At 74.4% G+C, this 13,423-nt stretch carries 12 protein-coding genes; 7 read left to right on the forward strand and 5 right to left on the reverse strand.

Annotation, left to right across the window (positions count from 1 at the left end; all coding sequences use genetic code 11):
* The first annotated feature begins 425 nt into the window (after positions 1–425).
* Both GVV04_RS33120 and GVV04_RS15140 read left to right on the forward strand, forming a co-directional pair.
* Positions 426–1,019 carry an LppU/SCO3897 family protein gene (locus tag GVV04_RS33120; protein ID WP_328822401.1) on the forward strand — a complete coding sequence of 198 codons (594 nt, stop codon included), beginning with the start codon at positions 426–428 and terminating at the stop codon, positions 1,017–1,019.
* Positions 1,020–1,195: 176 nt separating this feature from the next.
* Positions 1,196–2,431, forward strand: coding sequence for an AAA family ATPase (locus tag GVV04_RS15140; RefSeq protein ID WP_161688692.1), 1,236 nt, complete (start codon positions 1,196–1,198; stop codon positions 2,429–2,431).
* 40 nt (positions 2,432–2,471) lie between these two features.
* Here the strand turns inward: GVV04_RS15140 and GVV04_RS15145 are convergent, their stop codons facing one another.
* Positions 2,472–3,017, reverse strand: coding sequence for a GNAT family N-acetyltransferase (locus GVV04_RS15145; protein WP_161689394.1), 546 nt, complete (start codon positions 3,015–3,017; stop codon positions 2,472–2,474).
* Between the two features lie 156 nt (positions 3,018–3,173).
* Between GVV04_RS15145 and GVV04_RS15150 the strand changes: the two genes are divergently transcribed.
* Positions 3,174–3,716: a DoxX family protein gene (locus GVV04_RS15150; RefSeq protein ID WP_161688693.1), complete on the forward strand. Its 543-nt coding sequence runs from the start codon at positions 3,174–3,176 to the stop codon at positions 3,714–3,716.
* A 215-nt stretch (positions 3,717–3,931) separates the two neighbouring features.
* A complete protein-coding gene (locus tag GVV04_RS15155) occupies positions 3,932–5,386 on the forward strand; it encodes a glycosyltransferase 87 family protein (protein WP_161688694.1) in 1,455 nt (484 codons plus the stop codon).
* Positions 5,387–5,450: 64 nt separating this feature from the next.
* On the opposite strand, the gene GVV04_RS15160 is transcribed toward GVV04_RS15155, so the two are convergent.
* The 4 genes from GVV04_RS15160 to moaC all read right to left on the reverse strand — a co-directional run bounded on the left by GVV04_RS15160 (position 5,451) and on the right by moaC (position 8,181).
* Positions 5,451–5,879, reverse strand: a complete 429-nt coding sequence (locus tag GVV04_RS15160; RefSeq protein ID WP_161689395.1) for a molybdenum cofactor biosynthesis protein MoaE — start codon at positions 5,877–5,879, stop codon at positions 5,451–5,453.
* Between the two features lie 2 nt (positions 5,880–5,881).
* Complete coding sequence (locus GVV04_RS15165) at positions 5,882–7,138, reverse strand: molybdopterin molybdotransferase MoeA (protein WP_161688695.1); 1,257 nt, start codon at positions 7,136–7,138, stop codon at positions 5,882–5,884.
* Between the two features lie 84 nt (positions 7,139–7,222).
* Complete coding sequence (locus tag GVV04_RS15170) at positions 7,223–7,693, reverse strand: MogA/MoaB family molybdenum cofactor biosynthesis protein (protein ID WP_161688696.1); 471 nt, start codon at positions 7,691–7,693, stop codon at positions 7,223–7,225.
* Positions 7,690–8,181: a cyclic pyranopterin monophosphate synthase MoaC gene (gene moaC, locus GVV04_RS15175; RefSeq protein ID WP_161688697.1), complete on the reverse strand. Its 492-nt coding sequence runs from the start codon at positions 8,179–8,181 to the stop codon at positions 7,690–7,692. The genes GVV04_RS15170 and moaC overlap by 4 nt, the downstream gene beginning before the upstream one ends.
* Positions 8,182–8,980: 799 nt before the next feature.
* Between moaC and GVV04_RS15180 the strand changes: the two genes are divergently transcribed.
* From GVV04_RS15180 to GVV04_RS15190, 3 genes are read left to right on the forward strand one after another with little or no spacing between them, the layout of a single operon-like run.
* Positions 8,981–11,404 (forward strand): putative bifunctional diguanylate cyclase/phosphodiesterase, encoded by a 2,424-nt coding sequence (locus GVV04_RS15180; protein WP_407938814.1) that lies wholly within the window; start codon positions 8,981–8,983, stop codon positions 11,402–11,404.
* Positions 11,401–12,780 carry a glycosyltransferase 87 family protein gene (locus GVV04_RS15185; protein ID WP_161688698.1) on the forward strand — a complete coding sequence of 460 codons (1,380 nt, stop codon included), beginning with the start codon at positions 11,401–11,403 and terminating at the stop codon, positions 12,778–12,780. The genes GVV04_RS15180 and GVV04_RS15185 overlap by 4 nt, the downstream gene beginning before the upstream one ends.
* Positions 12,777–13,412, forward strand: coding sequence for a phosphoribosyltransferase (locus GVV04_RS15190; protein WP_161688699.1), 636 nt, complete (start codon positions 12,777–12,779; stop codon positions 13,410–13,412). The genes GVV04_RS15185 and GVV04_RS15190 overlap by 4 nt, the downstream gene beginning before the upstream one ends.
* Positions 13,413–13,423: the final 11 nt, after the last annotated feature.

A 13,423-nucleotide genomic window follows, 5' to 3' on the forward strand; every position in this document is an offset into this window, starting at 1 on the left:
CACGCGCAGAAGGTGATGTCATCGGTTGGCCACGCTACGGTGACGACGGCGTCGGCGTCCTGATTGGTGGCCGGCCTCACCGGTCGGGTAGGAGGGTGCACATGTCGAACTACGGACCACCGGGTGAGGGCCCTACAGGGCCGTGGCCCGGAAGACGACCGGGCGACGGGTACGACCCGCCGGGCGAGGCGTGGGCCCCCGACGGGTACGCCAGGTCCTCCGGGCCGCAGGCCGGCGAGGGGCGGGGGGAGTCGCAGCCGGCGTACCCGCCTCGGCAGCCTGGCCGCCACGAGCCTTCCGAGCGGGCCCCCCACCCGGCGGACCGGACGTCCTGGTCGGACGATCCGCGACGGTTCACGCAGCCGTCCGGGGAGCCGCAGCCCGACCCGTGGGACCGTCCCGAATCGTGGCCCCACGAACCCGAGGTGTACCGGCCGGGCGGCGGCGCACCGGGGTACCCGGCTGGCCGTCGGCCCGGCGACCCGTACGCCGCAGGGCCGTATCCGGGGCCCGGCCCGGGTCAGCCGGCGCACTTCGGGGCACCGACGCCGCCGCCGCGCCGAGGGCGCGGCCGGGGGCCGCTGATCGCCGTGCTCGCCACCCTGGTGGTGCTGCTGCTCGGCGGCGGCTCGCTGGTGTGGTACCTGCTCGACCGGGACGAAGCGCCTGAGGGCGCCGGTCAGGCCCGGCCGACCGCCGACGCGACGCCGGAGGAGCAACCGGCATCCCCGACGGCCCCCGCCCCGACCGCCGCGGCCCCCGAGTCGTCGGCCGATCCCCGCTTCGTCAAGGCCGGGCAGTGCGTCCGCAACACGGGGCCGGCGGGTGGCAAGCCCAAGCTGCTGATCGCCTCGTGCGCCCCGAAGACGTACGAGGTGCTGCGTCGATTCGACGGGCGGACCAGCGGCGAGAAGGATGCCGAGGCGAAGTGCGCCAAGGTCACCGGCTACACCAACTGGTACTTCTTCGACAGTCAGCTGGACACCCTCGACTTCGTGCTGTGCCTGAAGGCCCGCTGACGGCCCGCTGTGGCACCAGCCGCCCGCCGGTGGCTACTACCCCGATAGCTGAAACTAGGGCTGTCTAGCGTGCACGCTAGACAGCCCTAGTTTTGTCTCGACGACCGGCGACACGCCGGTAGCGTCCTCTACGGATGTCTAGGTTTCCGGCTAGACAGCCCGATATTGTGCGATTCGTGGATCCGGTCCGCAACCCGTACGCCCCGGGCGCCGGCCAGCGCCCGCCCGAGCTCGCCGGGCGGGGGCGGGAGCTGGACGTCTTCGACGTGGTGCTGGAGCGCATCGCGCGGGGCCGCCCCGAGCGCAGCCTGATGCTCACCGGCCTGCGCGGCGTCGGCAAGACCGTGCTGCTCAACACCCTCCGCTCGGAGGCCATCAACCACCTCTGGGGCAGCGGCAAGATCGAGGCCCGGCCGGACCAGTCGCTGCGCCGCCCGATCGCCGCCGCGCTGCACATGGCGGTCCGTGAGCTCGCGCCCCGGCACCGCGCCCCGGACCGCATCGACACGTTCCTCGGGGTGCTGAAGGCGTTCGCCCAGCGCTCCGCGCCCGCCGGCCGGGCCGGCGCCGCCCCGAAGCTGCGCGACCGCTGGCAGCCCGGCATCGACGTGCCGGCCGCCACCGGCCGGGCCGACTCCGGCGACATCGAGATCGACCTGGTGGAGCTGCTCAGCGACGCCGCCGCCGTGGCCGCCGACGTCGGCACCGGCATCGCGGTCTTCATCGACGAGATGCAGGACGTCGGAGCCGAGGACGTCTCGGCGCTCTGCGCCGCCTGCCACGAGCTGTCCCAGCTCGGGGCACCGCTGATCGTGGTCGGCGCGGGGCTGCCGCACCTGCCGGCGGTGCTGAGCGCCGCCAAGTCGTACTCGGAGCGGCTGTTCCGCTACCAGCGCATCGACCGGCTCGACCGGATCGCCGCCGACCGGGCGCTCTGCGCGCCGGCCGAGCGGGAGGAGGTCGAGTACGAGCCGAAGGCCCTCGACCTCCTCTACGAGAAGTCCGGCGGCTACCCGTACTTCGTCCAGGCGTACGGCAAGGCCACCTGGGACCATGCGCCGCGCTCCCCGATCACCGACGCGGACGTCCGGGTCGCCGCCCCCGAGGCGGAGGCGGAGCTGGCCGTGGGCTTCTTCGGCTCCCGGTTCGAGCGGGCCACCCCGGCCGAACGCGAGTACATGCGGGCGATGGCGACGCTGTCCCTGGTCGAGGGGGACGCCGGCGGCCGGGACGACATGGACGCTGCCGTGCCGACCGCCGAGATCGCCCGCGCGCTCGGTCGCAAGCCGGCCAGCCTCTCCCCGGCGCGGGACGCGCTGATCAAGAAGGGGCTGATCTACTCCGGGGAACGCGGGACGGTCGCCTTCACCGTGCCGCACTTCGGCCGCTACCTGCGCACCCAGCCGGCCTGACCCGGGCGCGAAGGGCGTTGGCCAGGTCTCGGGCCGGCGGTCAGACCCTGGACCAGGGCGGCGGGAAGAACACCTCGCCGTGGGGCACCGGCCCATCCCCGCTGGTGCTGGGCGGCAGGACCAGCGCCTGCCACGGGTCGCCCAGGCCGGACCACGGGCTGGTCAGCCCGATCCGGTCGGCGCGGGTGAAGCCGAACCGCCGGTAGAAGGCCGGGTCGCCGAGCACCACCACCAGCCGCTCGCCCAGCTCGGTGGCGGCGTCCAGGCCGGCCTGGACCACGGCCGTGCCGTGCCCGACCCGCTGTCGGTGCGGCGCGACCGCGACCGGGCCGAGGGCCAGCGCCGGGGCGATGTCGCCGTCGCGGTGGATCCGGACCCGGGTGAACAGGGCGTACCCGACCACCTCGCCGCCGTACTCTGCGACCATGGCCAGCTCGGGAATCCAGGCGTCGGTGTCGCGGAGCTCGTCGACCAGCCCCACCTCGGGCGGGGCCAGCACGTCCGGGCGGGCGAACGCCGCCGCCAGCACCCGGCGGACCGGGCCGGTGTCGGCCGGACCCTCGGGGCGGAGCCGCAGCGTGGTCACCCGGGCGAGATTACCGGCCGGAGCCCGTCCACCAGCGACGGTCGCCCCGATCGGCGTGGCGGTACGGATCATGGGGACGCCTCCGGCGTCCACGTCGGCCGATCGGATCGGGCCGTTGCAGGGGTAGCCGCCGCCGCGACGGGGTATGACTGATCCATGAAACCCGTGCGCTCCCTCGCCCGCGTCATGTTGAGCGGCGTCTTCGTGGTCAGCGGCGTCCGCAACTTTCAGAACCCGGGACGGCTGGTGCCGGCCGCGAAGCCGGTGACCGACCGGGTCGGCCCGCTGATCCAGCAGGTCTCCCCCCGTATCCCCACCGACACCGAGACGCTGGTCCGGATCAACTCGGCCACCCAGTTGATCGGCGGCCTCATGCTGGCCACCGGGAAGTTCACCCGCCCGGCCGCGCTGGTGCTCGCCGGCACGCTACTCCCGACCACCGTCGCCGGCCATCCCTTCTGGAAGGGCGAACCGGCCAAGCGGGCGCAGCACCAGACCCAGTTCATGAAGAATCTCGGCCTCCTCGGCGGGCTGCTGCTCGCCGCCGCCGACACCGAGGGGAAGCCGGGTCTGCGGTGGCGGGCCGGGCACCGGATCGGCCACTCGCGACGGTCGGTGCAGCGGGCCGTCCGGACCGCCCGCCGGGAGGCCCGGATCGCCGTACGCTCGGCCGCCACGGCACGCCGGCTGCCCGGCTGACCTGCGGCGCGACCTTCACCTCCCCCAACTCTTCCCCGCCAAGGCCGCGAATTACCTGAACCGCCCGGTAGGCGTTAACGCGGTGGAAATGTAAAAAATCAGTGTGGGATCGGACACGGTCGCATAACGCGGGAGGCATTAACGTGAGGCGCCGTTCTAGGCTCCGTGCTGGACCTGGACGGGTAGGACGATCTTGGTACGGGGGTGGCCACGCCATGCCGGCGACCGTCGGACGACGGATGGACCGCCTCACGCCGATCCGCCGCGTGACCCGGTTGACCCGTGGGGTCGACCGCAGGACCGCGGTGCGGGTCGGTGTCGTGGCCGCCGTCGCGTACGCCGCGTGGTTCGCCATCGGCGCCTTCGGGCGGCCGTACAACTTCTTCGACATGAAGATCTACCACGGCGCGGTGGCGTGGTGGATGAACGGCAACGAGCTGTACGACTTCATCGCCCCCTCCACGACGCTCGGCTTCACGTACCCACCCTTCGGCGGGCTGATCATGCTCCCGATGGCGTTGGTGCCGGTGCAGGTCGCCGGCTGGTTGAACGCGCTGGCCAGCATCGCCGCCCTCGCCCTCGTCCTGGCTGGCCTGCTGCGGCCGGTCGTGGACCGGCTCGGCTGGCCGCTCTGGTTCACCGTCGGCATCGCGACGCCGCTGGCGGTTGCCCTTGAGCCGGGCCGCGAGACCCTCGGCTACGGCCAGGTCAACCTGCTGCTCTTCGCGCTGATCATGGCCGACCTAATCGGTCTGCGCTGGCGGGCGAGGCGGGGCACCCGGTTCGACCCCGCCGACGGGCCGCTGCGGCGCTTCGTGTTCAGCGGGGCCTGGGCCGGGGTCGGCATCGGCCTGGCCACTGCCGTCAAGCTGACCCCCGCACTGTTCATCGCGTACCTCATGATCACCCGGCAGTGGCGGGCGGCGGCCACGGCGGTCGGCACCACGATCGGGGTCACCCTCGCCGGCTTCGCCCTCGTCGGCACCGAGTCCCGGGCCTACTTCGGCAGCGTGTTGTGGCAGACCGAGCGGGTGGGCGCGGCCGACATGACGCCCAACCAGTCCCTCGCGGGCCTACTGGCCCGGCTCTACGACTCGATCGAGACGCCCGGCCTGCTCTGGTTGTCGTTCTCGGTGCTGATCCTGGCCCTCGGGCTGTCCCGAGCCGTGAGCGCCCGCGCCGACGGCGACGAGCTGACCGCATTCACCCTGGTCGGGCTCACCGCCAACGTGATCAGCCCGATCTCCTGGTCGCACCACCTCGTCTGGGTCATTCCGGCGATCATCGTCCTGGCCGACGCGGCGGTACGCCGCCGGGAGGCAAGCCGGGGGTCGGTGCAGCGCACCGGCCAGGTGTCGTCGTACAGCGGGCTGCCCGGGGTCAACGCGCTGCGCCCACCGATCTGGTACCCGACGCTCACCGGGCTCCGGCACGGCGTGGCGGCGATCGGGCTCTACCTGCTGTTCCTAACCTCGCCGATCTGGCCGTACGAGCACCAGCTCCCCGAGGTGTCGCACTACCAGGACGGCCTGTTCGGGGCGCTGATGGAGAACTCCCTCGCCGTGGCCCTGATCGTGCTGGTCGCCGCGCTGCCGTGGCGGCCCGGTGCCGAGCCGGCCTTCTACGCCGACCGGTTCGGCCGCACCTCCCTGGTCAACGGCCGCCGCTGAGGCTCCGGCGGTCGCCGAGGGCACGGCTGCCCGCTGACCGGGGCACCACACCGGCCCGACGGCGTCAGGGACAGTTGACCCACTCCTCGGTGCCGTCGGCGAACACCTGTCGCTTCCAGATCGGCAGCCGCGCCTTGACCTCGTCCACCAGCCGGGCGCAGGCGGCGAACGCGGCGGCCCGGTGCGCGGTGCTCACCGCCACGACCAGCGCCACGTCGCCGATGTCGAGCGGGCCGACCCGGTGCGACACCGCGACCGCGTACACGTCCGGGTCGGCCGCCACCTCGGCGGCGACCTCCCGGAGCACGGCGACCGCGCTCGGGTGGCCCTCGTACTCCAGGCTGGTCACCACGTGGCCGTGGTCGTGGTCGCGGACCACGCCCTGGAACGACACCACCGCCCCGGCCCGCCGGTCGGCGACCGCCGCCTCGTGCGCAGCCAGGTCCAGCGGCTCCTCGGTGACCGTGCCGAAGACCGTCGACTCCTCGATCATCATCAGGCACGCTCCCCAGGAAGCAGGGGCAGCGGCACGACCGGCACCCGCGCGCCCGACTCGCCCGTGGTGCCGGGGCGGATGACCGCGAACCCGTCCGCGCCGGCCAGCCCGCGCAGCATCGCCGACCCGACGTGCCGGACCGGCTGGGCGGTGCCCGCCGCCCCGTCCAGCCGGACCAGGGCCAGGTGGGTGTGGTCGCCGCGACCGGGCACCGGCTCGACGAGCGTGGCGTGCGGCAGCGCCGGCATCGGCCGGCCCCGCAGCCCGGCGAGCAGCGGCGCGACCAGCGAGACCAGGGCGACGATCGCCGACTGCGGGTTGCCGGGCAGACCGGCGATGAAGCGCGCCCGGCCGTCCGGGCCGGTGAGCCGGGCCAGCAGCATCGGGAAGCCGGGGCGGACCGCGACCGTGTTCACCACGTAGTCCGCGCCGAGGGCCTCCAGGGCCGGGTGCAGGTGGTCGACGGGGCCGCGCATCGTCCCGCCCGTCGTGCAGACCAGGTCGGCGGTGGCCAGCGCCGCGCGCAGGGCCGCCACGTGCGCCGGCAGGGTGTCGGCCACCGGGCCGACCACGTCGGCCGGGCGCACCTGGCAGCCGTACCGGCGCAGCCAGGCCGGCACGGCCGGGCCGAGGGCGTCGCGGACCCGGCCGTCGGCCGGCGGGCCTGAGGTCAGCAGCTCGTCGCCGAAGACCAGCAGCGCGGCGCGGGGCGGGCGGCGCACCCGCAGGGCGTCGTGCCCGCAGGAGGCGGCCAGGCCGATCACCGCCGGGTCGACCGGGGTGCCGGCGGGGAGCAGTTCCTCCCCCGCGTACGCCTCCTCGCCCGGGCGGCGCCACTCCGGGCTCGGTCGGGGGGTGCCGGCGACCCGGCCGTCGGCCGTGCGGGTGGACTCCTCGACCCGCACGATCGCGGTGACGCCCTCGGGCACCATCGCGCCGGTGGCGATCTCGACGGTGGTGCCGTCCTCGGCCAACGGGGGCGGGTTGCCGCCGGCCAGCACCCGACCGACGATCCGCCACGGCCCGCCCCCGCGCACCGCCCAGCCGTCCACGCTGGAGGTGGGGAAGGCCGGCAGGTCGGTGCGGGTGGCCAACGGCTCGGCGAGGGTGTGCCCGTCGGCGTCGGCGAGCGGGCGGCTCACGGCGGGCAGCGCGGCGGCCAGGCCGACGGCGTACACCCGGGAGCGGGCCTCCTCCCAGCCCGCCGGCGGCGGTACGGCGACCTGCTCGGCGGCGGACGCGGTTTCCGTGCTCACCGGCCGAGCCTATCCCCGGGCGGTCCGGCCCGTCCCATCAGTGGCCCGGCCCTACGGGGCGGAACCACCCGGCCCGCCGGACCGTCAGTGGTCGCCGCCGCGCACCTGGTCGACGGCGTGGGCCAGGATCGGGCCGAGCACCGCGAGGCCGTCGCGGGCGCCGCCGGTGGAGCCGGGCAGGTTGACCACCAGCATCCGGCCGACCACCCCGGCGACGCCCCGGGAGAGCACCGCCGTGGGCACCTTGTCCCGGCTGTGTGCGCGGATCGCCTCGGCGATGCCGGGGATCTCGTGGTCGAGCAGCGCGCGGGTCACGTCCGGCGTCCGGTCGGTGGGGGTGATCCCGGTGCCGCCGCTGGTCAGCACGACGTCGACCCCGGCGGCCAGGGCGGCCCGCAGCGCCTCGCCGACCGGCTCGCCGTCGGGGACCACCACCGGGTCGTCCACCTGGCAGCCCAGCTCGCGCAGCCCGGCGGCGAGCAACGGGCCGCTGGTGTCGGCGTACACCCCGGCCGAGGCACGGTTGGACGCGACGACGACCCGGGCGCGGATCACGGCCGGCCCTCCGGCCGCAGCCACTGGCCGGTCTTGCCGCCCTCCTTGCGCAGGACCCGCACCGCGTCGACCGACGCCGCCGGGTCAACGGCCTTGACCATGTCGACCAGGGCGAGGCCGGCGACCGCGACCGCGGTCAGCGCCTCCATCTCCACGCCGGTGCGGTCGGCGGTCCGCGCCGTGGCGGTGATCTCGACGGTGTCGTCGGTCACGGTGAGGTCGACCGTCACCCCGTGCAGCGCGATCGGATGACAGAGCGGAATCAGGTCGGGGGTCCGTTTCGCACCCATGATGCCGGCGAGCCGGCCCACGGCGAGCGCGTCGCCCTTGGGCAGCCCGTCGCGGCGCAGCAACTCGACCACCTCGGGGGTGGTCCGCAGCCGGCCGGCGGCCACCGCGAGCCGGCCGGTCACCGCCTTGCCGGAGACATCGACCATGCGGGCCGCGCCCGCCGCGTCGACGTGGGTGAGCTGCGCGGGATCGGTCACGGTCGCGAGCCTAGCGTCCGGTACGCCCCGGGGCCCGGCCGAGGGCCGGGCCGCGCCGGCGGTCGGGCGTCGTCGGGGGATCGGTCGGGCGCCGACGAACCGGACCCGAACAGGCCGGGCACCGTTCTCGCGGGAGTGGGGTGCCGTCGCGGACCGGCCGAATGGGCAGGCCCGAGAATTGATTGCTGCGGCATTCGGCCGCGCATATGTATACAAACTTAAACAAAACCTTACAAAAGCGCGTCGAACCTCATACGCCGAACGGACACCGGACCGTCACCACAATTCACCGCCCCACTGAACGACCGCACCAGGGGGTACCAACACCAGCGCAAACGGCTGGACGGACCGGGGAGAGACGGGAAGGAAGCCCGCTCCGATAATTATGCCGAGAAACTCTCAGGAGTTACGCTGTGGGTTTTCGCGCCAGGACGGTGAGTGACCGGAACGGCACTCATTAGCGCATTCTGCGCATATGGACACGCAATACCACGAAGGCCCATCAAACGTCATAAGATTCTGCGTGTCAGCCAAGCCCGGGCAGGCATCGGTCGACGAAGTTTCTTGAGACGAAAGGCGGGACCATGAAGGCTCACGACTGGCTCTGATCGAACTCTTCACCCGAGACCTGACCGGCCGTAAAGTCCGAGATACGCACTGCCAGGAATCATCGGCGGCAGAGGGACTGGACGTGGCCGGGAGCGCAAGACGCGACAGTGAGACCGATCGGCGGCTTCTGCTGCTTGTCGGTCTCGTCGTGCTGTGTGCCGCCACCGCAGTCGTGCTCAGCCTGCGCGACATCGGGTTCGACGGCCCCCCGAGCGCCCGGGAGCTCACCGGCGCCGCGACCGTGGCCTTCCTCGTGGCGGTGGGCGCCACCGTGAACGTGCGAATCCGCATCCGGGCGACGACCCACGGCGTCTCCTGGACCGAGGTCGCTGTGCTCGTCGGGCTCGCGGTGGCACCCCTGCCCTGGGTGATCCTCGCGACCGGCCTGGGCGTCGGATTCGTCCGGGGCATCCTCCGGGTGGCGCCCCTCAAGCTGGCGTTCGGCGTGGCGAAGGACATGGTCACCGCAGCCGTCGGCGGGATGGTGCTGCTGACGGCCGGCTGGAGCTGGCCCATCGGCGGGTCCGTCGGCCGGTCGATCTGGGCGCTCGTCGCCGCGTATCTCGTGGTCGTCGTCCTCGACGAGGCGCTGACGTTCCCGGTCATCGCCCTCGCCACCCGCACCCGGGTCCGCGACCTGTTCCGCGAGCACTACGACCTGCGCATCGCCAGCGCCGCCGCCCGGTTCGCCGTCATCGTCTCCACCCTGCTGATCCTCAACAGCAACCCCAGCTTCCTGATCGTCGTGCCGCCGCTGGTGCTGAGCCTGCACCTTGCCTACTCCAGCCGGGTCCGCAACCGGGCGGAACGCGACGCCTGGCAGCGGCTCGCCCGGACCACCGACGCGCTCAACGTCGTCGACCTCGACAAGGTGCTCACCACCGCCGTCACCCAGGCCGCCGAACTGTTCTCCGCGGACGAGGTGGAGATCGCCCTGCGCGAGGGCACCCGGACCGTCCGGGGCGCCGCCGGCACCCTCACCTACGACGGGCCCGCCAATCAGGCCCCCGCAGTGGACGGGTCGGCCATCGAGGTGCCCCTCGAAGGGTCCGACCGGGCCGTCGACATCGGCGCGCTGCGGCTGCGGTTCCGGGGCCCGGTCCGGCTCTCCGAACGCGAGCAGTACACCCTGCGCACCTTCGCCTCCGCGCTGTGCACCGCCCTGCGCAACGCCCAGGCGTACGCCGAGTTGGCCCGCGTCGCCGACGAGCACGCGTATGCGGCGACCCACGACGCGCTGACCGGCCTGGCCAACCGGCGGCACCTGCTGGAGCAGGGCACCGAGCAGCTCAACGCCCGGCACGCCGGCGGGGTGACCGCGCTGGTGCTGATCGACCTCAACCACTTCAAGGAGGTCAACGACACCCTCGGCCACGCCGCCGGCGACCGGGTGCTCATGCAGGTCGCCGGCCGGCTGCGCGGGGCCGCCCACGGCGACGACCTGGTGGCCCGCCTCGGCGGCGACGAGTTCGCCGTGCTCCTGCGCGGCCTGCCCGCCCCGGCGGTGGCCGCCCACCGGGCGGAGGCGCTGCTCGCCGCGCTGCACGAGCCGCTCGACCTGGACGGCATGCGGATCAGCGTCGAGGCCAGCGGCGGCATCGCCGTCGCACCGGCCAGCGGCGGGGTCGCCGAGTTGCTGCGCCGCGCCGACGTGGCGATGTACCAGGCGAAGCGCGCCGGCCAGCGGATCTCCACGTACGCCCCGGCCCGGGACACCGCCGACCTCGGCCGGCTCACCCTCGGCGGGGAACTGCCCCGCGCGGTCGCCGACCACGAGTTCACCGTCAACTTCCAGCCGATCGTCGACCTCGGCACCGGCGAGGTGACCAGCGCCGAGGCCCTGGCCCGGTGGCACCACCCGGTGCACGGCATGATCGACCCGCTGCGCTTCCTGGAGGCGGTGGAACGCTCCGGGCTGCTCCCGGCGTTCGCCGAGGCGATCCTCGACCAGGCGCTGATCGCCGCCGACAGCTGGCGGGCGGCCGGCTTCGACCTGCCGGTAGCGGTCAACGTGTCGCCGCGCAGCCTGCTCGACGCCCGCTTCCCCGGCTCCGTGCTGGCCCGGCTGCGCGCCCACGACCTGCCGCCGGACCGGCTGGTCTTGGAGCTGACCGAGACGCTGACCCTCAGCCAGCTCGACGTGGTCGACCGGGTGCTCACCCGGCTGCGCGACGAGGGCGTCCGGCTGGCCCTGGACGACTTCGGCACCGGCTACTCCTCGCTCTCCCTGCTCTCCCGGATCCCGGTCCACGAGCTGAAGATCGACCGCAGCTTCGTGTCGGTCATGGAGGCGTCGGCGGAGGCCGTCGCCGTCATCCGGTCCACCCTCGACCTGGGCCGCAACCTCGGGCTCACCGTGGTCGCCGAGGGGGTGGAGAGCGAGCCGCAGCGCCGCGCGCTCTGGGAGCTGGGCTGCACCGCCGGGCAGGGCCACCTGTTCGGTCGGCCGGTGCCGGCCGGGACGCTGCTCTCCACGCTGCACCGGGGGTTCGGCGGTCGCCCCGGCATCCTCGCCCCGCCACTGCACGACGCGGGAGCCGTGCTCCGGCTCCCCTCCGGCCGCCGGCAGGGCGGCCGGGGCCGAGGGGAGCGTCTGCCACACTTGCCCGCGTGACCGCCGCCGACCGGACCACCCGCACCTCAGCGAGCTGGCGGAGGGTCGACCGGGCCGCCGGCGGCCTCGCCCTCGACATCGGCCTGTACGCCGTCTCCGCCGCGTTCGCGGCGGTCACCGCAGCCACCTCCACCCTGCCGCCGCACCGGGCCTGGGGAACCGTCGCCGCGTTCGGATACCTGCTCGCCGCCGTCGCCGTCGCAGGTCAGCTGGCCGCCCGGCGGCGGGACGCCGCCTCGTCCCTGGCCGGCCTACCCGGTCGGTGGGCGATCACCGGCCTCGCCTGGGCCGCCACCACCGTGCTGCCGCTGGTCCAGCAGGGTGTGCAGCGGGCGGGCGGGCGGGCCGACCGGGCACAGGAGGAGGTGGTGGTCGTCGAACACGCCGGCGCCCGCCTCGCCGAGACCGGCACCCCCTACCTCGGGCACGACGCGATCGCCGCGCTTCCCGCCGACGAGCGGCTGCTCGGCTACACCCCGTACCAGCCGGGAATGGCTCTGTTCGGCCTGCCCCGCGCGGTCGCGGACGGCTGGTGGACCGATGCCCGACTGTGGTTCGCGGTCGCCACCGTGCTGGCCCTCGCCCTGGCGGTGCGCGTCCTACGACAGACCGACCGAGGCATCCCGACCGACCGGGCCAACCCGAACGACCGGACCGGCCGGGCAGCGGCGGTGCTGCGGGGCGTCCAGGCGGCCACCGTGCTGCCGATCTGCGCGCTCACCCTGGCCACCGGCGGCGACGACCTGCCCGTCCTCGCCCTCTGCCTGCTGGCCCTCGCCCTCGCCGCCGCCGACCGGCCGGGCCGCGCGGGCCTGGCCGTCGGGCTGGCCGGCGCGCTGAAGCTCTTCGCCTGGCCGGTCGCCCTCGTCCTGATCGCCTGGGCCGCGACCCGGCGCTCCGCCGGGCGGCTCGCCGTCGGCGCGCTCGGCGTCCCGGCGCTCGCCCTGCTCCCCGCGCTGCTGGTCGACCGGGACGCGCTGGTCGAGAACGTGCTGCGCTTCCCGCTCGGCCACGGCCTGGTCACCAGCCCGGCGCAGTCCCCGTTCCCCGGGCAGTTGATCGCGACCGCCCTGCCCGCCGGCCGGGTGGTCGCCGCCGCCCTGCTGGTCGCGGTCGGCCTCGGGATCGCCGTCCGGCTGCTGCGCCGCCCGCCCCGCACGGCCGCCACCACCGCCCTCATCTGCGGGTACGGGCTGCTCGCCGCGATCCTGCTGATGCCGTCCACCCGCTTCGGGTACCTGCTCTACCCGGCCGCCCTGCTGGTCTGGGCACCCGCCCTCGCCCGCCCCGAGCCGGACGGTCTCCGCCTTCCGACCGGTCGTTCTCGCCGGACTGCCGGCGCGGGCCGGCCGGCAGGGCGTACACCTGAGGAATGACGACGACCTACCGCGACCGAGAGGACGCCGGCCGGGTCCTCGCCGACCGGCTCGCCGGGCTGGCCGACCGGCCCGATGTCACCGTGCTCGGGCTGGTCCGGGGCGGGGTGCCGGTGGCCCGGGTGGTCGCCGACCGGCTCCACGCACCCCTCGACGTGCTGGTGGTGCGCAAGCTCGGCATGCCGATGGCGCCCGAGGTCGCCTTCGGCGCGCTCGGCCCGAACGGGGTGCGGGTGCTCAACGAAGCGGTGGCCGCCCGGGTCGACCCGGGGGACGTCGCCGAGGTGCAGCGCCACGAACAGGTGGAACTGGAACGCCGGGAACGCCGCTACCGGGCCGGGCGACCCCCGCTCGACCTGACCGGGCGGACCGCCGTCATCGTCGACGACGGCCTGGCCACCGGGGCCACCGCCCGCGCCGCCGTCCAGGTGGCCCGGCGGCTCGACGCCCGCCGGGTGGTCGTCGCGATTCCGGTCGGCGCCGAGGAGGCGTACGAGATGCTGGCCGCCGAGGCCGACGAGGTGGTCTGCGTCCGGCGGCCCGCCGGCTTCGGCTCGGTCAGCAGCTACTACGAGGACTTCCACGAGGTCTCCGACGACGAAGTGACCGACATGCTCACGGCAATCGGATGACCTCACCAGGT

The organism is Micromonospora rubida (genome assembly GCF_009908295.1).
Lineage (GTDB): Bacteria > Actinomycetota > Actinomycetes > Mycobacteriales > Micromonosporaceae > Micromonospora > Micromonospora rubida.